19 protein-coding genes are annotated in these 19,190 nt (G+C 66.0%); 12 read left to right on the top strand and 7 right to left on the bottom strand.

What is annotated here, in order from left to right; genetic code table 11:
* The first annotated feature begins 59 nt into the window (after positions 1-59).
* From RI103_RS27630 to RI103_RS27640, 3 genes are read left to right on the top strand one after another with little or no spacing between them, the layout of a single operon-like run.
* Positions 60-1,094 (top strand): iron ABC transporter substrate-binding protein, encoded by a 1,035-nt coding sequence (locus tag RI103_RS27630; RefSeq protein WP_310815668.1) that lies wholly within the window; start codon positions 60-62, stop codon positions 1,092-1,094.
* On the top strand, positions 1,094-2,698 hold the full coding sequence (locus RI103_RS27635) for an iron ABC transporter permease (protein WP_310815669.1): 1,605 nt from the start codon (positions 1,094-1,096) through the stop codon (positions 2,696-2,698). Before RI103_RS27630 ends, RI103_RS27635 begins: the two co-directional genes overlap by 1 nt.
* Before the next feature lie 28 nt (positions 2,699-2,726).
* Positions 2,727-3,785, top strand: coding sequence for an ABC transporter ATP-binding protein (locus tag RI103_RS27640; RefSeq protein WP_310815670.1), 1,059 nt, complete (start codon positions 2,727-2,729; stop codon positions 3,783-3,785).
* Here RI103_RS27640 and RI103_RS27645 read toward each other — a convergent pair.
* Positions 3,770-4,648: a LysR substrate-binding domain-containing protein gene (locus RI103_RS27645; RefSeq protein WP_310815671.1), complete on the bottom strand. Its 879-nt coding sequence runs from the start codon at positions 4,646-4,648 to the stop codon at positions 3,770-3,772. The genes RI103_RS27640 and RI103_RS27645 overlap by 16 nt on opposite strands.
* Positions 4,649-4,759: 111 nt before the next feature.
* On the opposite strand from RI103_RS27645, the gene RI103_RS27650 reads away from it, so the two are divergent.
* On the top strand, positions 4,760-5,680 hold the full coding sequence (locus RI103_RS27650; protein WP_310815672.1) for a DMT family transporter: 921 nt from the start codon (positions 4,760-4,762) through the stop codon (positions 5,678-5,680).
* 64 nt (positions 5,681-5,744) lie between these two features.
* Here the strand turns inward: RI103_RS27650 and RI103_RS27655 are convergent, their stop codons facing one another.
* The 3 genes from RI103_RS27655 to RI103_RS27665 all read right to left on the bottom strand — a co-directional run bounded on the left by RI103_RS27655 (position 5,745) and on the right by RI103_RS27665 (position 7,864).
* Positions 5,745-5,996 (bottom strand): Txe/YoeB family addiction module toxin, encoded by a 252-nt coding sequence (locus RI103_RS27655; protein ID WP_310818592.1) that lies wholly within the window; start codon positions 5,994-5,996, stop codon positions 5,745-5,747.
* 10 nt (positions 5,997-6,006) lie between these two features.
* Positions 6,007-6,300, bottom strand: a complete 294-nt coding sequence (locus RI103_RS27660; protein WP_310815673.1) for a type II toxin-antitoxin system prevent-host-death family antitoxin — start codon at positions 6,298-6,300, stop codon at positions 6,007-6,009.
* A 265-nt stretch (positions 6,301-6,565) separates the two neighbouring features.
* Positions 6,566-7,864, bottom strand: a complete 1,299-nt coding sequence (locus RI103_RS27665; RefSeq protein WP_310818593.1) for an MFS transporter — start codon at positions 7,862-7,864, stop codon at positions 6,566-6,568.
* Between the two features lie 183 nt (positions 7,865-8,047).
* Between RI103_RS27665 and RI103_RS27670 the strand changes: the two genes are divergently transcribed.
* From RI103_RS27670 to mdcH, 8 genes are read left to right on the top strand one after another with little or no spacing between them, the layout of a single operon-like run.
* A complete protein-coding gene (locus RI103_RS27670) occupies positions 8,048-8,821 on the top strand; it encodes a GntR family transcriptional regulator (RefSeq protein WP_310815674.1) in 774 nt (257 codons plus the stop codon).
* Between the two features lie 8 nt (positions 8,822-8,829).
* Complete coding sequence (gene mdcA, locus RI103_RS27675; protein WP_310815675.1) at positions 8,830-10,491, top strand: malonate decarboxylase subunit alpha; 1,662 nt, start codon at positions 8,830-8,832, stop codon at positions 10,489-10,491.
* 2 nt (positions 10,492-10,493) lie between these two features.
* On the top strand, positions 10,494-11,564 hold the full coding sequence (locus RI103_RS27680) for a triphosphoribosyl-dephospho-CoA synthase (RefSeq protein ID WP_310815676.1): 1,071 nt from the start codon (positions 10,494-10,496) through the stop codon (positions 11,562-11,564).
* A complete protein-coding gene (locus RI103_RS27685) occupies positions 11,552-11,866 on the top strand; it encodes a malonate decarboxylase subunit delta (protein WP_310815677.1) in 315 nt (104 codons plus the stop codon). The genes RI103_RS27680 and RI103_RS27685 overlap by 13 nt, the downstream gene beginning before the upstream one ends.
* The gene (locus RI103_RS27690; RefSeq protein ID WP_310815678.1) at positions 11,863-12,747 is read left to right on the top strand and encodes a biotin-independent malonate decarboxylase subunit beta; all 885 of its coding nucleotides are present in this window, start codon (positions 11,863-11,865) and stop codon (positions 12,745-12,747) included. The genes RI103_RS27685 and RI103_RS27690 overlap by 4 nt, the downstream gene beginning before the upstream one ends.
* A complete protein-coding gene (mdcE, locus tag RI103_RS27695; RefSeq protein WP_310815679.1) occupies positions 12,744-13,562 on the top strand; it encodes a biotin-independent malonate decarboxylase subunit gamma in 819 nt (272 codons plus the stop codon). Before RI103_RS27690 ends, mdcE begins: the two co-directional genes overlap by 4 nt.
* Positions 13,562-14,266 (top strand): malonate decarboxylase holo-ACP synthase, encoded by a 705-nt coding sequence (locus RI103_RS27700; protein WP_310815680.1) that lies wholly within the window; start codon positions 13,562-13,564, stop codon positions 14,264-14,266. Before mdcE ends, RI103_RS27700 begins: the two co-directional genes overlap by 1 nt.
* Positions 14,266-15,198: a malonate decarboxylase subunit epsilon gene (mdcH, locus tag RI103_RS27705; protein WP_310815681.1), complete on the top strand. Its 933-nt coding sequence runs from the start codon at positions 14,266-14,268 to the stop codon at positions 15,196-15,198. The genes RI103_RS27700 and mdcH overlap by 1 nt, the downstream gene beginning before the upstream one ends.
* Positions 15,199-15,247: 49 nt before the next feature.
* Here mdcH and yjfF read toward each other — a convergent pair whose 3' ends face one another.
* The 3 genes from yjfF to RI103_RS27720 are packed head-to-tail and all read right to left on the bottom strand — an operon-like array spanning position 15,248 to position 19,010.
* A complete protein-coding gene (yjfF, locus tag RI103_RS27710; RefSeq protein WP_310815683.1) occupies positions 15,248-16,345 on the bottom strand; it encodes a galactofuranose ABC transporter, permease protein YjfF in 1,098 nt (365 codons plus the stop codon).
* On the bottom strand, positions 16,342-17,373 hold the full coding sequence (locus tag RI103_RS27715; protein ID WP_310815684.1) for an ABC transporter permease: 1,032 nt from the start codon (positions 17,371-17,373) through the stop codon (positions 16,342-16,344). The genes yjfF and RI103_RS27715 overlap by 4 nt, the downstream gene beginning before the upstream one ends.
* Positions 17,370-19,010: a sugar ABC transporter ATP-binding protein gene (locus tag RI103_RS27720; protein ID WP_310815685.1), complete on the bottom strand. Its 1,641-nt coding sequence runs from the start codon at positions 19,008-19,010 to the stop codon at positions 17,370-17,372. The genes RI103_RS27715 and RI103_RS27720 overlap by 4 nt, the downstream gene beginning before the upstream one ends.
* Between the last annotated feature and the right edge of the window lie 180 nt (positions 19,011-19,190).

Raw genomic sequence — 19,190 nt, forward strand, 5'->3', positions numbered from 1 at the left:
GCGTGCTACGCAGTCGACAAACACAGATCAACTACAACATCACAACGGACTTCTGGATCATGGCTTACAACTCGTTTGGCACTCGTCTGCGTGTTCTGACCAGCGCGGCCGCGCTCACGCTGGCCGCTTTCGCGACGACGGTGCCGTCGGCGGCCGAGGCCGCGTCGATCACGCTGTATAACGCGCAGCACGAGCAGGTCGTCAATCTGCTCGCGAAAGACTTCGAAAAGCAGACGGGCATTTCGGTGAAGATCCGCAACGGCGAAGGCCCGGCGATGGCCGCGCAGATCGTCGCGGAAGGCGCCGCCACGCCCGCCGACGTGTACTTCACGGAAAACTCGCCCGAGCTGATGCTGCTCGAAGAGAAAGGCCTGCTGAACAAGGTGGACAACTCGACGCTCGCCACCGTGCCGGCGCGCTTCAATTCGCCGACCGGCGCATGGGTCGCGGTGACCGCGCGTGAAAACGTGCTCGCCTACAACACCACCAAGGTGCAGGCATCGCAACTGCCGCAATCGCTGTTCGATCTCGCCAAGCCGGAATGGAAAGGCAAGATCGGCATTGCGCCGAGCGACGGCGACTTCCTGCCGCTCGTGAGCGCGGTGCTCGCGCTGAAGGGCGAAGCGCAAACGGTGCAATGGCTCAAGGGCCTGAAAGCCAACGCGCAGATCTTCGACGACGACGAAGGCGTGGTCGCCGCCGTGAACCGTGGCGGTGTCGCGACCGGTCTGGTCAACAACTACTATTGGGCGCGTCTGCATGCCGAACTCGGCGACGGCAAAACCCGCAGCGCGATCTATCACTTCGGCAACGGCGACGCCGGCGCGGCCGTGAACGTGTCGGGCGCCGCGGTGCTGAAGTCTGCGCACAACACGGACGGCGCGCAGAAGTTTCTCGCGTACCTGGTCAGCGACCGCGCGCAACAGTTGATGGCGAATAGCCACGTGATGTTCGAGTATCCGCTGCACGCCGGCGTCGCACCGGACCCGATCCTCAAGCCTTTCGCTGAGCTGAGCCCGCCGCCGCTTACGGTCCAGCAACTCGGCGACGACAGCCAGGCCGGCAAGCTGCTGCGCCAGGCGGGCCTGCTGTAATGAGCGAAGCTTTGTCAGCCGGTCCTCCGGTTGTCCCCACCGTCCCGGCGCGCGCCCGATCGCGCGCGCCGCGCGGGCTGTTCGCGGCGGCGGCACTCAGCGCTTTGCTGGTGTTGCTGCCGATTGCGTTTACGTTCTGGCGCGCCGCGAGCTTCGGCGTCGGCGAGGCGATCGACTTGATCTTCCGGCCGCTCGTCGGCGAACTGCTCGTCAACACGTTGATGATCACCGTCTCGACCACGCTGGTCGCCGCCGTGATCGGCACGGCCGCCGCGTGGTTCGTCGAACGCACGCATTTGCCGGGACGCCGCGCGTGGGCCGTGTTGAGCGCCGCGCCGCTCGCCATGCCGGCCTTTATTTCGAGCTATGCGTGGGTGTCGCTGAGCCTGGATTTGCAGGACTTCGCGGGCGCGTTGCTGGTGCTGACCTGCGCGTACTTTCCGCTCGTCTATCTGCCGGTCGCCGCCGCATTGCGCGGCATGGATCCGGCGCTCGAAGAAAGCGCGCGTGCGCTCGGCTGCAACCGTTGGACCACTTTCATTCGCGTGGTGCTGCCGCAACTTCGTCCCGCGTTGCTCGGCGGCATGTTGCTGGTCGCGCTCGGTGTGTTGTCCGAGTTCGGCGCGTTTACGCTGCTGCGATTTCACACGTTCACCACGCAGATCTACGCGGAATTCCGCACCAGCTTCGACGGCGGCGGCGCTTCGCTGCTCGCGTGCCTGCTGATCGTGATCTGCCTGATCGTGCTGGCATTCGAGTTTCGCGTGCGCGGCGCGGCGCGCTATGAACGCGTCGATCGCGGCACGCGCCGCGCGGTCGTGCGCTACGAGCTCGGCGTATGGCGCTGGATCGTCGTCGCCGGCTTTGCGCTGCTGTCGATCACGACGCTCGGCGTGCCGCTCGGCATGATCGGATACTGGCTCACGCAACCGGGCGCGGCGGCGGTCACACCGGCGGATGTATCGCCGGAACTGCTGTTCAACGCCACGCTCTCGTCGCTCGGCTTCGGGCTTGCCGCCGCACTGCTGACCACGCTGCTGGTCGTGCCGCTTGCGTTCCTGCTGGTGCGCTATCCGACCCGTTTCGCGACTCTGTTCGAACGCACTGTGTTTCTCGCGCAAGGCGTGCCGGGTCTGGTGATCGCCCTGGCAATTGTGTCGCTCGCGGTGCACGCGCTGCAACCGCTCTATCAGAGCGCGACGCTGCTGGTGATCGCCTACGCGATGCTGTTCATGCCGCTTGCGCTGGTCAGTGTGCGCGCCGCCTTCATGCAGGCCCAGCCGCGCCTCGAGGAGACCGCGCGCGCGCTCGGACTGAACTGGTCGCAGACCCTGTTTCGCGTGGTGTTGCCGTTGGCGGGACCCGGACTCGGCGCGGCCGCGGCGATGGTGTTCATCTCGGTCGTCACCGAACTGAACGCGACGCTGCTGCTCTCTCCGCTCGACACGCAAACGCTCGCCACCCAGGTCTGGGCCGACACCTCGACGATGGCGTTCGCCGCGGCGGCGCCCTACGCGGCATTGCTCACCGGCATTTCACTGTGCGCCTCGGGCCTGCTGTTCGCACTGCTCGGCAGATCGGCGCTGCTCGGCGAACGCAACTGACGCGCCGCGTTTTTACCATCGGATTTTCATGAGCGAACTTCGTATCCGCGGGCTGCAAAAATCATTCGACGGCACGCCGGTGCTGCACGGCATCGACCTGTCCGTCGAACGCGGCACGCTGCTGGCGTTGCTGGGTCCGTCCGGCAGCGGCAAGACCACCCTGCTGCGCCTCCTGTGCGGCTTCGAACGCGCCGATAGCGGCAGCGTCGAAATCGACGGCCGCCGCGTGGTTGGCGACGGCCTGCATGTGCCGTCCGAACAGCGACGCATCGGCTATGTGCCGCAGGAAGGCGCGCTGTTTCCGCATCTGTCGGTGGCGGACAATATCGTGTTCGGCTTGCCACGCGCGCAACGCCGTGCACGGCATCGGGTGGCCGAGTTGCTGGAGCTGGTCGGCTTGCCGGCGAACTTCGGCGAGCGCGCGCCGCAGCAATTGTCGGGTGGCCAGCAGCAACGCGTCGCGCTGGCGCGCGCGCTCGCGCCGTCGCCCACGCTGGTGATGCTCGACGAACCCTTCTCGTCGCTCGACGCCGCCTTGCGGCTCGAAACCCGCCAGGCCGTGGCCAGCGCGCTGGCCGCGGCCGGCGCGACCGCCGTGCTGGTCACGCACGATCAATCCGAGGCGTTGTCGCTCGGGCATGAAGTGGCGGTGTTGTGGAACGGCCGGCTGATCCAGACGGCGACGCCGGAGACGCTTTACCGGCGGCCCGTGACGCGCGAACTGGCATCGTTCGTCGGCGAGGCGGTGTTGTTGCCGGGCATGGCCACGCGGGATCGTGTGAGTTGTGAACTGGGTGAATTGCCGTTGTCCGGGCCGATGGGCCACGGTGCGGTCGACGTGATGGTGCGGCCCGAGCAGATCCGCCTCTTGCGCTCCGAAGAAACCATGCCCAACGGCGCGGCGGCCTATGACGCCGTGGTCACGGAAGTGGTCTTTCAGGGGCAGGACGCCGGCGTCGCACTGCAGTTGCGTTCCGACACGCGGACGATGGTGCGCGCGCGGGTGCCGGGCTATCTTTGCCCACGACCGGGCGAGCAGGTGCGGCTCGCGGTGGACGGCGAGGTGACGGCCTATGCGCGTGCTTGAGCCTGAGGCCGCAACGACAGATCCTGCATCATCTGCGCCGCGAGATAATCGCAGGTCGGCCGATCCGATTTGGCGCTGCGCGCCACCACGATTTCCAGCGGCGCGATTTTCGGCAAGCCTTGCGCTTCACCGAGAATCGCGAGCCGCGGCGGCACGCTGCAACGCGTGAGCGCAATCACCGACAACCCCGCATCCACGGTTGCCACCAGTCCCATCAGGCTCGCGCTGCTGAACGCGGCGCGATAACGAATCCGCGCGCCGTCGAGCGCGGCCAGCGTATGCTGGCGCGCCACGCAGCCAGGCTCGTACAGCCCCACCGGCAGCGGCGACGCCGCCAGCACCGGCGTATCCACCGACGCGCCCACCCACACCATCGGCTCGCTGCGCACGAATTCGCCGCGCAACTTGCGGTCGCGCGTGACGAACGCGAGATCGATCTTGTTGTCGGCGAGCATTGGCGCGAGCGACGTGCTCTGCGCGCAGACGATTTCAATCTCCACATGCGGATACAGATTCGAGAAGCGCCGCAACACGGGCGACAACAGCGAGGACACGTAATCGTCCGGTGCGCCGAGCACCACGCGGCCGGTCACCTCGGGCCGCACGATCGCCGACCACGCCTCCTCATGTAGCGCCAGCACACGCCGCGCGTATTCGAGCAGCGTATTGCCCGGCCGCGTGAGCGAAAGATTGCGCGTGTTGCGGGCAAACAGCGTGGTGCCGAGCATGGTTTCGAGCCGCTTGATCTGCATGCTGACGGCCGCCTGCGAGCGATGCACGGTCGCCGACGCCTTCGTGAAGCTGCCCGTTTCCACCACCGCGACGAAGGTGCGCAGCAGATCGACGTCGAATTCCGGGTGCATGATTTATCAATCTGGCTTATGGAATTGCTCAATTTAATTCGTTTGTCGGTACCGTGCAAGCCGCGCAATACTCGCTACGTCACTCCACTTAACGTCATGGAGCCGTTGCGCATGTCCCTCACCCAACGTCAACAAGGCGCCATCACGCTGGCCAGCGGCGGGCTTTTGATGGGCACGCTCGGGATTTTCGTCGAGGAAGCGCGCCTCGGCGCGCTCACGCTCGTGTTCTTTCGCTGCCTGTTCGGCTTCCTCTCGCTCGCCGCGTATTGCGCGTGGAAAGGCTTCTTCACGCGCGCGCATTTCACGCGACGCACCGTCACGCTGGCGTTGATCACGGGCGTGCTGATGGTCACGCAGTGGGTGGGTTTCTTCGATGCGATTCATCGCACCAGCATCGCGGTCGCCACCGTGGTGTTTCACGTGCAGCCGTTCTGGGTCGTGCTGATCGGCGCGGCGTTGTTCAACGAGCGGCTCGGCATGGACCGGCTCGGCTGGATCGCGACCGCTTTCGTCGGACTCGTGCTCGCGTCGGGCGTCGCGGCCACGGAGAATCTACAGGGCCATACGAGCTATCTGATCGGCATCGGCGAAGCGCTGGTGGGGTCGGTGCTGTACGCGAGCGTCACATTGATCGCCAAAGGGCTCGGCAATTTGCGGCCGCATCTGCTGACGCTCGCGCAGTGCGCCGTCGGTGTGGTGTGCCTGCCGTTCATCGCGCCGCTCACCGCCGTGCATATCGGCCCGATGCAGTGGTTCTGGCTGGTCGGCATGGGCGTGCTGCACACGGGGCTGTCGTATGTGCTGATCTACGGCGCGTTGCCCAAGCTGAGCACGCCGATCATCGCCGTGTTGCTGTTCGTGTATCCGCTGACGGCGATCGTGGTCGATGCGCTCGTGTATGGACGGGCTCTGTCGATGCCGCAACTGGCGGGCATGGTGTTGATCGTGGTGGCGAGTTTAGGGGTGAATCTCGGGTGGCCGCTGCTTTCGGTGCTGCGGCCAGGAGAGCGGGTGCGGCGGCAGGTGGATTGAGATTCCGGCGCGCTCGGCCAATGTCGACGCGTTGAAAAAAACCGGGTGTTGCGCCCGGTTTCTCTCAGCAGTCGTAGTGGAAGCGACAGGCGATCACATAAATTTTTCCGTCTCGCGGCAAGTAGACGAGGCGGTCGGCAAGCGTGATCCGGCGCGACCACAGCCCGCTCATACTGCCCATCAACGCCTCTGGTTTCCCCGTGCCGCGATAAGGATCACGCCTGCACTCCTCCAGCAACGTGTTGATCTTGCGCAAGACCTTTCGGTCGGTCTCTTGCCAGTACAGGTAATCGTCCCACGCGTCGTCGGTGAACATAAAAATGCTGTCAGCCTTGGCGGCCTCCTCGTTGCGGCTTTTGCGGTTGTTCATCGGTCAGCAGTTCGCGCGCAGTCGCACCGCCGGCGTTCAGTTGAGCGATAGATCGGGCGAGCCGTTGGGCGTTCTTCGATGAACTCAACAGATACAAGGTCTCCTGCATCGCATTGAAATCCTCGAGCGAAACCATGACCACGTTTTCGCCCGTCTGCCTCGTGATCAACATGGGTATGTGATCGCGGCAGACGTCGTCCATCGCTTGCTTGAAGCCGGCACGCGCCTCGCTGTAAGTAAGGACGTTCATTCGTTTTCCCGACTTGAGAGGTTGCCCTCCAGTCGCTCCTGTCAAAAGTTAGGGACGATTCCACTGTCGAACGGATGCCCGTGCGAAGCGCGGGCCACATGCAAAGCCGGTGGCCCAAAGCAGGAAACACCCCAGGTCACCGGCAATCATTGTACCGAATGCTGTACAGATTAGCCAATTCGAAACGGCGGAAAAACTACGTCTCTAACGGGTGGAAAGGATGCCCGCTTGCAAGCCCGGCCGCCACTCAGCCGAATGGCCAACCTCACTGCGGCAACACCTCGCCCTTCGTTTCCGGCGCAAACGGAATGATGAACAGGCCGACGATAAACGCGATTGCCGTCAACGCGACCGGTATGCCGAGCGTATGCATGTGCAGCACCGCCGCGCCGAGCAGAAAGTTGACGCCCGCGCCGACGAACCGCCCGAACGACGTGCAGAACGCGAAGGCCGTCGCCCGCACGCGGGTTTCGAACTGTTCCGGCAGCCACAAGCTGAACAGCGCGAAATTGCCGCCGAAGAAACCCAGCACGAAAAGCCACGCGATGAACGGCGCGAGCCCGTTGGGCAAATAAAACGCCCAGCCGAAACTACCGACGATGGCCACCGCCATGCCGAGAAAGTAGATCGCCAGCGTCTTCTTGCGGCCGATGCGCTCAGCGAGCGGCGGCAGCGCGAGACAGCCGAGGATCGTCGCGATGGACAGCAGCCCCGTGGCCAGCGACGCCGTTCTGATCGCGTCGTTTTTGGCCATGCCGGCCTTGGTCGCCAGTTGAATCACGGCGGACGGTTCGTAGACCGCGCCCGCCCACAAGCCGATGATCGCGATCGTCAGCAGAATGCACGCGACCCAGGTACGGCGTCGATAAGTCGGTCCCATGATCTCGCGCAGCGGCTTTGTGCACACGGTGCGCGCTTCGGCCTTCTCCCACTTCTCCGACTCCTTCACGCGCAGCAGAATCAGAATCGCGACCACCACCGGCACCGCGCCGGTCAGGAACATCGCGCGCCAGCCATAATGAACGCCGACCGTGTAGTTCAGCGCCGCCGCGAGGAAGAATCCGGCGTAGTAGCCCGTTTGCAGATAACCGGCGCCCATCTTGCGGCGATCCTCCGGCCACGCCTCCGCCACATACGTCCCGGCCAATGCCCACTCGCCGCCGATGCCGACGCCCGCAATGAACCGGTAAATGCCGAGCTCCCACACGTTGTGCGAGGTCGCCGCGAGTCCCGTGAAAATGGCAAACGTGAAGATGGTGCCGGCCAGCACCTTGGTGCGGCCGTAGCGGTCGGCAAGCGGCCCCCAGATGAACGACAGCCCCCACCCGACCAGGAACAGCGCGAACAGGATCGAGCCGGCCAGGCCGACGTTCGCCGGCGTGGCCGCATAACCCGAACGCGGCAGCAGTTCGGTCAAGGCCGGCGTCAAGACGAGCGCGTAGATGAACGAGTCCATCCCGTCGAGCGTCCAGCCTGCCCACGCTCCCCAAAAACCTGCGATCTGCGAACGATTGAGCGGCGTGCGGTGCCGCGTGACCGACGTGCGGTCGGTTAGTGAATTCATCATGCTCCTCCGGCCCAACGGTTGGCGTACGTAACGGAAACGGAAACGACGAGATGGCGCGTTTTGTGATGAACCGGGTGTCCTCGTACGACCAGTCAGAGGACACCGCGGACAGAGCGGCGAAAATTTTTCCGGGTTTGCCCGCCTGTAATTCGCGTCTTTTCATATATAATATTTGATATCATGAACGACGCAATAGATGGTTTTCCCCTGGACGCTCCGGCGCGCAGCCTGCTTTTACCCGCGGCGGCGCCCCGTGAAAGCACGTCCCGCGTGATCGCGGAGGCGCTGCGTGCGGCAATTGTCGACGGAACGCTGGCCCCCGGCGCGCCGCTGCGGCAGGACGCGATCGCGCGGCATTTTTCAGTCAGCGCAATTCCCGTGCGCGAGGCCTTGCGCCAACTGGAAAGCGAGGGCTGGGCCAACGCCGCCGTGCACAAGGGCGCCACCGTCGCGCCTTTGTCGGCGGAAGCAGCGCGCGAAATCTACGAGATCCGTTCCGCGCTGGAGAGCCTCGCCATCGGGCTTGCGATTCCCAATCACACGGCCGCCACGTTGCGCGAATCCGCCAGCCTGTGCCGCGCCGCCGAACTCGAGGCGGACCCGTCGCTGTACGTCGCGCGCAACGTCGCGTTTCACATGAGCCTGTATGCGCCGGCCGCCCGTCCGCAACTCGAGGACATGATCGGCACGCTGCACCGGCGCGGTGAACGATACCTGCGCCTGAAGTTCGGCTTGCCGTCGTACAAGGGCGAGTCCGACAATGAACACGCCGCCCTGCTCGACGCCGTGCAACGCCGCGACATTCCCGCCGCGCAGAAGCTAGTCGTCGCGCATCTGCTGGGCACGGGCGACCTGCTCTATCGTTTCCTGACCGAACGAGCGCAGGCCGAAGCCGCGCTTGCGAATCAACCCAAGCCGCGCGGCAGACGCCCGCGCGCCACCACCGGGAGCTGACCAAGCCGATGAACCGACCCGCCGATACGTCACCCACCGTCCGTTCATGGACCACGCGCCGCGACGAAAAGAACCGTCGCCTCGCCGCCATCGCACCCTGGCTCGAAGACGGCGTGCTGCCGCCGGAGCGCATCGTCGACGCGCTCGAAACGCTGATTCAGCCGGGCGACCGTGTCGCTCTCGAAGGCGACAACCAGAAGCAGGCCGACTTCCTGTCCCGCTCGTTCGCCAAGGTCGATCCGCAAAAGATTCACGACGTGCATCTGCTGATTTCGAGCATCGGCCGCCCCGAGCATCTGACGCTGTTCGAGCGCGGCATCGCGCACAAGGTCGATTTCTCGTTTGCCGGGCCGCAGAGCCTGCGCGTCGCGCAACTGCTCGAAGACGGCCAGCTGGAAATCGGCGCGATCTATACGTACGTCGAGTTGTACGCGCGCATGTTCGTGGATCTCACGCCGCACGTCGCGCTGCTGTGCGCGGAAAAGGCCGACCGTCACGGCAATCTGTACACCGGCGCGAATACCGAAGACACGCCCACCATCGCCGAGGCTGCCGCCTTCCGTCATGGCATCGTGATCGTGCAGGTCAACGAGATCGTCGACGAACTGCCGCGCGTCGACATTCCGGGTTCATGGGTCGACGTGGTCGTGCAGGCTGACCGGCCGTTCGCCGTCGAGCCGCTGTTCACACGCGATCCGCGCCATATCGGCGACTTGCAGGTGCTGACCGCGATGATGGTGATTCGCGGCATCTACGAGCCCTATGGCGTGACGTCGCTGAATCACGGCATCGGCTTCGATACGGCCGCGATCGAATTGCTGCTGCCTACTTACGGCGAATCGCTCGGTCTGAAGGGCAAGATCTGCCGCAACTGGACGCTCAATCCGCATCCCACCATGATTCCCGCGATCGAATCGGGCTGGGTCGACAGCATCCATTGCTTTGGCAGCGAAGTCGGCATGGAGGCGTATATCGAGGCGCGTCCCGACGTCTTTTTCACCGGCAACGACGGCAGCCTGCGCTCGAACCGCGTGCTCTGCCAACTGGCCGGGCAATACGGAGTCGATCTGTTCATCGGCTCGACCTTGCAGATCGATGCCGACGCGAATTCGTCGACCGTCACGCGCGGGCGGCTTGCCGGTTTCGGCGGTGCGCCGAACATGGGCCACGATCCGCGCGGCCGGCGTCATTCGAGCGAAGCGTGGCTCAAGCTGCTGCGCGACGAGGGTCCGGTGTCGCGCGGCCACAAGCTGGTCGTGCAGATGGCCGAGACCTACAAGAAAGGCGGCGAGCCGACCTTCGTCGATGAACTCGACGCCGTCGCCGTCGGCGCGAAAAGCGGCATGCCGATCGCGCCCGTCATGATCTACGGCGACGACGTCAGCCATGTGGTCACCGAGGAAGGCATCGCACATCTGCACAAGGCCGAAGGCATCGACGAGCGGCGCGCGGCAATCGCCGCCGTGGCCGGCGTGACGCCGATCGGGCTGCGCGCCAAACCGGAGAAAACGGCGGAGTTGCGCCGGCGCGGCATCGTCGCGTATCCCGAGGATCTCGGCATTCGGCGTGGCGAGGCCAAGCGCTCGCTGCTGGCGGCACGCAGCATCGACGATCTGGTGACATGGTCGGGCGGCCTGTACGAGCCGCCGGCGCGCTTCAGGAGCTGGTGAGCATGGCGGCCGCTGCTTTGCTCGCGCGAGAACAGGCGCAAGCACCGTCTGCTCGCAGTGTGCGCGCGACGCCGGTCCATCCGCGCGTCGACGTTGCCGGATCTGCTGGACTTGCCGACGCTGGCGAAGTCGCCGTGGCTGGCGGAGTCGTTAGAGTCGCTGACGCCACCAGCGGTTTGCACGATACTGCCCGCGCCACCCACATCGCTTCCACGCTTTCCGACGCGCAACTCGCCCGTTACGCGATCACCGCGCTGATCGACGAAGCCCAACTCACGCCGAAGCCCGCGCTGGTCGACCGGCGCGGCAGCGGCGCGCATCGCGACCTCGATCTCGACACCATGCTGCGCTCGGCGCGCGCGCTCGAGCCGACCTTCGCGGCGCTCGCGCGCGCGGCGCGCCACCGCGGCGAACCGTCCGCGTTGTTGCGCACCGAACTCGCGCAGATCGGCCGCGCCGGCGAACTCGACATGCTGCACGCGACGGGCGGCAGCAACGCGCATCGCGGCGCGATCTGGATCGTCGGCCTGCTGGTCGCGGGCGCTGCGCTGCCCACGACTGCCACGTATGCGAGCGCGTCACGCATCTGCACGCGCGCCGCGCAGATCGCCTGCTTCCCGGATCGCTTCGCCGCGCCGTCCGACAGTCACGGCGAACGCGCGCGTCAGCGCTTCCAGGTCGGCGGTGCGCGCCGCGAAGCGCAAGACGGCTTCCCGCACGTCGTCGATATAGGCCTGCCCGCGTTGCTCGCGGCGCGTGAGCAAGGCATCGACGAAAACGCCGCGCGCATCGACGCCCTGCTCTCGATTATCGCAACGCTCGACGACACCTGCCTGCTGCATCGCGCGGGCTTGCCTGGTCTGCACGCCGGGCAACACGGCGCGCAACGCGTGCGGGACGCGGGCGGCAGTTCGACGCCCGCGGGCCGCGCCGCGCTCACGGCACTCGAACACGACTTGCTAACGCTCAACGCATCGCCCGGCGGCGCAGCCGATCTGCTCGCCGCCACCCTCTTTCTCGACATGCTGGCGCACCACAACGCCGACAGGAGCCCCGACTCATGGAACATCTGACCTTCGACTATCCGGCGCAACGCGCCGTCACGACCCGCGCGCATGTCGGCGTGGTGGGCTCGGGCGATCTGGAAGTGCTGCTCTCGCCCGCCGATCAGGCTAGCGTGCTGAGCGCGCACGTGGTCGTGCGCACCAGCGTCGACGGCTACAGCCACATCTGGAAAAGCGTGCTCGACCGCTTTTTCACCCGCTACGACGGCGCGGCGCAAATCGAAATCAACGACTTCGGCGCGACGCCCGGCGTGGTCGCGTTGCGGCTCGCCGAAGCCGTCGAAGCCGCCGAACTGGGAGACGACGCATGAATACGGTTGCGACCGCCCATCCCGCGCCCATGCTGCGCGAAAGTTTCATCGAACTGCCGGCGCGCGAGCGCGCCCGCTCGCTGCTGGACGCGGGCACCTTCCGCGAACTGCTCGGCCCATTCGACAAGATCGAGTCGCCGTGGCTGCCGTTGCAAGGCGTCGTCTGCCAGGCGGATGACGGCTGCGTGATCGCGCGCGGCACCATCGACGGCGAGCCCGCCGTGGTCGCCGCGATCGAGTCCGCGTTTCAGGGCGGCAGCATCGGCGAAGTGTCGGGCAGCAAGATCGCCGCGGCGCTCGAACTGGCCTTGCGCGACTGCGAACGCGGCAAGATCGTGCGCCCGGTCGTGCTGTTCGAAACCGGTGGGGTGCGGCTTCAGGAAGCCAACCTCGGCCTCGCGGTGATCGCGGAGATACAGGCCGCGATCGTCGCGTTGCGGCGGCATGTGCCGGTGGTCGGTGTGATCGCCGGCATGGTCGGCTGCTTCGGCGGCATGTCGCTCGCGGCCGCGTTGTGTTCGTATCTGGTCGTGACGAAGCAAGGGCGGCTCGGCATGAACGGCCCTGAAGTGATCGAACAGGAAGCCGGCATCGACGAACTCGACGCCAGCGATCGCCGCCGCGTGTGGCAACTGATCGGCGGCGAACAGCGCACGGCGACTGCGCTTGCCGATCAACTGGTCGACGACGATGCGGACGCGGTGCGCACCGCCGTGCGTTCCGCCTTCGAGCAAGGCGTGCCCGCCGCGCATCGCAGCGAACAGGTCGACACGTTCCTCAATCGGCTTGCGCGGATCGATCCCGCCAACGTCACGCCGGAAACCATGCGTGACGTGTTCAACCGTCACGCGCCAACCGAGTCGCGCAAGGAGCAAGCATGAGCGACACACAACTTAGCCGCGGCGCGCGCTGGTTCCAGGCGCTGGCCGGCGCATCCACCAGCCCGGCGCCGGTGTTGAGCGGCGAGGCGCCGCTGGGCGGCGAGACCGCGCACTTCTTCTCGGTCGTGCCCGACCCCGCCAATCGCTTTCCGCGTGCGACCGATAACGTAGTCGGCCTCGAACAGGGCTGGCGGCTCGCGCGCGCCGTGCGCGACGCGATTGCGCGGGACGAAGCGAGCGGCACGTGCCGCCCGATCGTCGCGATCGTCGACGTGAAAAGCCAGGCGTACGGCTATCGCGAGGAGATGCTCGGCATTCACCTCGCCTGCGCCGCGGCCGTGGACGCCTATGCCGCCGCGCGCGACGCGGGCCATCCGGTGGTCGCGCTGATCGTCGGACCGGCCATGTCGGGCGCGTTTCTCGCGCACGGCTATCAGGCCAACCGTATCATCGCGCTCGACGCGCCCGGCACCATGGTTCACGCGATGGGCAAGGAAGCCGCCGCGCGCGTCACGCGCCGCACGGTCGAAGAACTCGACGCGCTCGGCGAAACCATCGTGCCGATGTCGTACTCGATGGCGTCATTCGCGAAACTCGGCCTGCTCGACCAGTTGATCGACGGCGTGGATGCCGATGCGCCGGACGCCGCGCAGATCGAGCGCGTGCGTCAGGTGTTGACCGCGCAGATTCGCGGCGTGCGCGACGATGGCCGCCGCAACCTCGCGCATCGGCTGGAATCGGCGGCGGCGCAGAAGAATCGCGCGGCGTCGATCGAAGTGCGCCGGCGCCTCGCCGAACAATGGGATGCCGTGTGATGCAGGTGTGTGCCGCGCCGCCGTTTGCAATCGAGCACGCAGCGCCGGGCGATGCGCGATGGCGGCCGCACGACTTGCTGCGTCTGCAACGCTTGCAGGCGTTCGACAATGAACCGTCCTGGGTGCGTGAGGCTTTTGGGCGCGTGCCGTTTGCGGTGGTCAGACGCGCGCTGGCCGCCGATGGATTTGTCGCGATCGGCGTGCGCGGTGTCGGGCGGTCGCAGCGCTACGGTACGTGGGCATCTTCCGCGGATGTGGTGAGCGCCGTGTCGCCGGAAGCGCTCGCTTTTTCATGCACGTCACTGGCCGCGCGCAACGCATTGCCGGCTTTCGCCGCGCTTGCCGCATTGCAGGACGACGTGACCGGCCCTTTGAGTGCATTCGTTTGGGGACCGACGGGCGGCGCCGGTTTCGAGCTGGCGACACAAGTGCCGACAGTGACTGCATCGAGCGATCTCGACCTGCTCATCCGAACGCATGACAAGCCGCTCGCGCGAAACCTCGCGACCGGATTGCTGGACCATCTGCAGGCGCTCGCGCAACGCGTCGGCGTTCGCGTCGACGCGCAACTCGACACGCCCGCTGGCGGCGTCGCGCTGGCCGAATGGGCAGCGGGCAAGCCGCGCGTGCTGGCACGCCACGCACGTGGCCCGCAGCTAATTGCCGATCCCTGGGCCGCCACGGCTCGCGGCGTCGACGCCTGATGCTCGCCCTGCTTTTCCCCGGCCAGGGCGCGCAGACCGGCGGGTTCCTGCATCGTCTGCCTGAGCATCATGCGGTGCGCGACACGCTCGCGGAGGCGTCGCAGGTGCTCGGCGTCGATGTGCTCACGCTGGACACACCGGACGCATTGCGCTCGACCATCGCCGTGCAGATCGGCTTGACGGTTGCTGGCGTGGCGCTCACGCGCGCGCTGGCCGCCGAACGGTTCGTGCCGGAGATCAGCGCGGGCTTATCGGTCGGCGCGTACCCGGCGGCGGTGAGCTGCGGCGCGATTCACTTCGAAGACGCGCTGAAAATGGTTCGCCGCCGCGCCGAATTGATGGAGACCGCCTACCCATCCGGCTACGGTCTCGCAGCGATATCCGGCTTGACTGAGTATCAAGTGGAAACACTCGCCGCGCGGCACGCGGATGAAACACAGCAGCATGTCTATATCGGCAATGTGAACGCGCCGCGCCAGATTGTCATAGCGGGCGCGAACGATGCACTGGACGCCTTCATCAAACGCGCGCTGGCCGCGGGCGCGCGCCGGGCCACTCGCCTCGCGGTGAGCGTGCCGTCGCATTGCGAATTGCTCGCGCAAGCCACGGACGAACTGGTCGCCTACGCGAAGGACGTGCCCTTTCATGCGCCGCAAAGCATCTATGTCGGCAATCGCGGCGGCCGTCCGTTGTATACGGCGGACGCGATCCGCAACGACCTCGCGACCAATATCCGCTACACGGTGCGCTGGTTCGACGCGCTCACGGTCATGCAGGAAATGGGCGCGCACGTGCTGCTCGAAGCGCCGCCGGGCCAGGTCTTGACCGACATCGCGCGCGAATACTTTCCGGAGACCGCCGCGCTCGCTGTCAGCACCTTCTCGTTCGACCGCCTCGTGGCCACCGCGCGACGGCGACTCGTCACGAACTGAATGAGACAAGGCTCGACGAATAGCGCGAGAGCCGCGGCAGCGCGCGTGTTCAAGCCTGCTCCGGCGCGCGTCCGATCACATGCGAATCCGACGCCGCCGATCCATCCGCGCGCCCGCGTTTGCGTCCCGCGGTCACGACCGCGCCAGTGCCGCCTGGACGCCCCACTGATTTAGCATGACGCTCGATCAGCCGTTGCAACAGGCAGAACGCGCAAAGCAATGCGCCGATCACGATACGCGTCCACCACGAACTGAGCGTGCCGTCGAAAGTGATCAGCGCCTGGATCGTGCCGAGAATGCCGACGCCGAACAGCGAGCCGATCACATAACCGACGCCGCCTGTCAGCAGCGTGCCACCGATTACGGTTGCCGCGATCGCGTCGAGCTCCATGCCTTGCCCTTGCAAGCCGTAGCCCGACAGCACATAGAACGTGAAGACCGCGCCGCCGAGCGCCGAACAGAAGCCGCTCAACGCATACACGCCAATGCGTGTGCGCGCGACCGGCAAGCCCATCAGCAACGCTGAGCGCGCGTTGCCGCCGATCGCGTAGACGTTGCGGCCGAAGCGCGTGAAATGCGCCACATAGATTGCCGCCAGCAGCGTGACGAACGCGATCAGCACATTCGCGGTGACGGAGCCGACGCCGATGTCGAGACGAAACGCCGAGATCTTCTGGAACGTCGGATCGGTGATGGTGATCGACTGTGTCGTGATCAGAAAGCACAAGCCGCGTGCGAAGAACATGCCGGCCAGCGTGACGATAAAAGCCTGCAAACGGAAGAAGTGAATCAACGCGCCCTGCACCGCGCCGAACACCGTGCCCATCAGCAGCACGATCGGCAGGATCACCCAGACGGGCCAATGCAGGTGTTCGGACAGCACCGCCTCGACGATGGTCGTCAGCGCGACGACCGAACCCACCGACAGATCGATGCCGCCGGACACGATCACGAACGTCATGCCGATCGCCACGATCAGCAGGAATGCGTTGTCGACCAGCAGATCGAGGAGCACTTGCCACGAGAAGAAACCGGTGTACATCACCGAGCCGAATCCGAACAGCGCGCAGAACAGCAGGATCGTGACGGCGATCGGCAGCGTGCGCGGATCGACGATATGAGCCCAGGCTTCGAGGATGCGTCTCATCGCGCCACCCTCCGTTGCATGACAAGCGATATACCTAGCGCGCGCGCCGCCGGCGACTGGATCACGCTCACCGCGAGCACCACGGCCGCCTTGACGACGAGCGTGGCTTCCGGCGGCACGCCGATCGAATACGTGGTGTAGGTCAGCGTCTGAATGATCAGCGCGCCCAACACCGTTCCCGCGAGACTGAAGCGGCCGCCGAGCAGCGACGTGCCGCCGAGCGTCACCGCGAGGATCGCGTCGAGTTCGAGCAGCAGGCCGGCATTGTTGCCGTCGGCGCTGCGCACATTCGAGCTGATGAGAATGCCCGCCATCGCCGCGGTCAGTCCCGAGAAGCCGTACACCGCGAAGACGAGCGCCTTGGAGCGCAAGCCGACCAGACGCGTGGCGACCGGATTGACGCCGATCGCGCGGATGAACAGCCCGAGCGCCGTGCCTTCGACGAGCGCGGCAGTGGCAAGCACCGCCACCGTGGCGATCCATACCGAACATGGCACGCCGAGCCAGTAACCGCCGCCCACGAACAGATAGCCGGGCGCGCCGATCGGAATGATCTGCCCCGCCGTCAGCAATTGCGCGATGCCGCGCCCGGCGACCATCAGGATCAACGTCGCGATGATCGGCTGCATGCCGACGAAGGACACCAGCAAGCCGTTCCACATGCCGCTCAGCACGCCGACGATCAACGCCGCCACCAGCGCCTGCGCGATCAGTCCGCCACTCGGCGCCGGCTGGGTCGCCAGTATCGTGGCCGCGGCGGCGCCCGCGATCGCCACCACCGCACCGACCGAAATGTCGATGCCACGCGTCGCGATCACCAGTGTCATGCCGGTGGCGACGAGCACGAGCGGCGCGGCGCGATTCAGCACATCGATCGGCGCGCCGAACAGATGGCCGTCGAGCATGCGCAGCGACAGGAAATGCGGATTGACCCACAGGTTCAGCCCGCACAACAGCACCAACGTGACGCACGGCCAGATCAACGGCCGCTCGGCGCCGTCGCGCACGAACCAGTTCGATAGCTTCATTCGCCGCTCCCCGCGATGAGTCGATAAATGTTGTCTTCGTTCGACGCTGTGCCGGCCACTTCGGCGATTTTGCGGCGGTCGCGCAATACCGCCACGCGATGGCTCACGCGCAGCACCTCGCTGATCTCCGACGAAATGAACAGGATGCTCAAGCCGCTCGCGCACAGCGCCAGCAGGCGATCCATGATGTCGAACTTGGCCGCGACGTCGATGCCGCGCGTGGGTTCGTCGAGTATCAGCAGCTTGGGATCGGTGGCGAGCCAGCGCGCCAGCAGCGCTTTCTGCTGATTGCCGCCGGACAGCAGGCCGATCGGCTGTTCCGCATCCGAGGCCTTGATGCCGAGCCGCTCGATCCACAGATCGGCCAGGTCACGCGCGCGTTGCCGGTTGATCTTGCGCCACCAGCCGCGCCGCGCCTGCAACGCCAGCAGGATGTTCTCGCGGATCGATAGTTCGGCAACGATGCCCTCTTTCTTGCGGTCTTCCGCGCAATAGCCGATGCCGTGGCGTACCGCGTCGCGCGGCGAACGCAGCCGCACGGGCCGGCCTTCCACCAGGATCGTGCCGCTGTCGGCACGGTCGGCTCCGAACAGCAGCCGCGCTGTTTCCGTGCGGCCCGAGCCGAGCAAACCGGCAAGGCCGAGGATCTGGCCCGGCTGCACGTCGAGGTCGATCGGCTGCATCGTGCCGCTCCGTCCGACGCCGCGCAGCTCGATGAACGGCTGGACCGCCTGCGCGGCTTGCGGCCCTTCATGGGCGTCGTGCCCTTCATGTGCGGCTTCGCGCAAACGCGCGCTCATGCGTTCGTGACCGACCATCTTCGACACCAGCTGATCGGCCGGCAGATCGCGCGCGAGATATTCGCCTTCGCGCTCGCCGTTGCGCATTACCGTAATGCGATCGGAAATGGCATACGTCTGCTCGATGAAATGCGTGACGAACAGAATCGCGATGCCCGATTGTTTAAGATGGCGAAGTATTTTGAAGAGCTGGGCGACTTCGCTGTCGTCGAGGCTCGAGGTCGGTTCGTCGAGGATCAGCACGCGCGCGTCGACTGAGAGCGCCCTTGCAATGGCCACCATCTGCTGCACGGCGATCGGATAGGCGTCAAGCGAGCGGGTGACGTCGAGCATCACGTCGAGGCGCGCCAGTGCGGCTTGCGCCCGCCGCTTGATGTCGGGCCAGTCGATCGCACCGAAGCGCCTCGGCTGGCGGCCCGCGAAAATGTTCTCCGCCACGGAGAGGTTCGGGCACAGGTTCACTTCCTGATACAGCGTGCGCACGCCGGCCGCTTCGGCTTCCTGCGGCGAGGCGAACGCCACCACCTCGCCACCGAGGCGGATCGTGCCGGCGTCGGGCGCGAGCACGCCGGTGAGCACGTTGATCAAAGTGGATTTGCCCGCGCCGTTCTGCCCCATCAGCGTGTGAATCTCGCCGGGGAACAGGCGGAAATCGACCCGCTGCAGCGCCTTCACGCCGGGGAATGTCTTGCTGACGCCGGCGGTGGCGAGAATCGGTTCGACGGCGTTCGCGGCGCCGTCGGCACGGGTTGCGGCGGCGCCGGCGATGCCGGTGGTGGCTTGGGCGTCGCCGGTGTCGCCAGTTGGCCGATTCGGTTTGGAAGCGGAATGTGTCATTGGCCTCGCTCGATCGGCGGTGCGTGGTTCGGCGGCCTCCAGCGGCCTCCAGCCGGCATGGCGCGGAAAAGAGGCCGCCCGCTGCCCAAGCAGACGGACGGCCAGGCACCACTGGAGAAACCTTTTTTCGATCTGTCGATACTGCGCTTCCTTACTGCGCTTTTTTGCCCGCGCGTTGAT

Source organism: Paraburkholderia sp. FT54 (assembly GCF_031585635.1).
Classification (GTDB): Bacteria; Pseudomonadota; Gammaproteobacteria; order Burkholderiales; family Burkholderiaceae; genus Paraburkholderia.

Coding starts and splice junctions, on each gene's coding strand:
- RI103_RS27630 (WP_310815668.1), top strand. CDS start 60: ATGGCTTACAACTCGTTTGGCACTCGTCTGCGTGTTCTGACCAGCGCG.
- RI103_RS27635 (WP_310815669.1), top strand. CDS start 1,094: ATGAGCGAAGCTTTGTCAGCCGGTCCTCCGGTTGTCCCCACCGTCCCG.
- RI103_RS27640 (WP_310815670.1), top strand. CDS start 2,727: ATGAGCGAACTTCGTATCCGCGGGCTGCAAAAATCATTCGACGGCACG.
- RI103_RS27645 (WP_310815671.1), bottom strand. CDS start 4,648: ATGCACCCGGAATTCGACGTCGATCTGCTGCGCACCTTCGTCGCGGTG.
- RI103_RS27650 (WP_310815672.1), top strand. CDS start 4,760: ATGTCCCTCACCCAACGTCAACAAGGCGCCATCACGCTGGCCAGCGGC.
- RI103_RS27655 (WP_310818592.1), bottom strand. CDS start 5,996: ATGTTCACCGACGACGCGTGGGACGATTACCTGTACTGGCAAGAGACC.
- RI103_RS27660 (WP_310815673.1), bottom strand. CDS start 6,300: ATGAACGTCCTTACTTACAGCGAGGCGCGTGCCGGCTTCAAGCAAGCG.
- RI103_RS27665 (WP_310818593.1), bottom strand. CDS start 7,864: ATGAATTCACTAACCGACCGCACGTCGGTCACGCGGCACCGCACGCCG.
- RI103_RS27670 (WP_310815674.1), top strand. CDS start 8,048: ATGAACGACGCAATAGATGGTTTTCCCCTGGACGCTCCGGCGCGCAGC.
- mdcA (WP_310815675.1), top strand. CDS start 8,830: ATGAACCGACCCGCCGATACGTCACCCACCGTCCGTTCATGGACCACG.
- RI103_RS27680 (WP_310815676.1), top strand. CDS start 10,494: ATGGCGGCCGCTGCTTTGCTCGCGCGAGAACAGGCGCAAGCACCGTCT.
- RI103_RS27685 (WP_310815677.1), top strand. CDS start 11,552: ATGGAACATCTGACCTTCGACTATCCGGCGCAACGCGCCGTCACGACC.
- RI103_RS27690 (WP_310815678.1), top strand. CDS start 11,863: ATGAATACGGTTGCGACCGCCCATCCCGCGCCCATGCTGCGCGAAAGT.
- mdcE (WP_310815679.1), top strand. CDS start 12,744: ATGAGCGACACACAACTTAGCCGCGGCGCGCGCTGGTTCCAGGCGCTG.
- RI103_RS27700 (WP_310815680.1), top strand. CDS start 13,562: ATGCAGGTGTGTGCCGCGCCGCCGTTTGCAATCGAGCACGCAGCGCCG.
- mdcH (WP_310815681.1), top strand. CDS start 14,266: ATGCTCGCCCTGCTTTTCCCCGGCCAGGGCGCGCAGACCGGCGGGTTC.
- yjfF (WP_310815683.1), bottom strand. CDS start 16,345: ATGAGACGCATCCTCGAAGCCTGGGCTCATATCGTCGATCCGCGCACG.
- RI103_RS27715 (WP_310815684.1), bottom strand. CDS start 17,373: ATGAAGCTATCGAACTGGTTCGTGCGCGACGGCGCCGAGCGGCCGTTG.
- RI103_RS27720 (WP_310815685.1), bottom strand. CDS start 19,010: ATGACACATTCCGCTTCCAAACCGAATCGGCCAACTGGCGACACCGGC.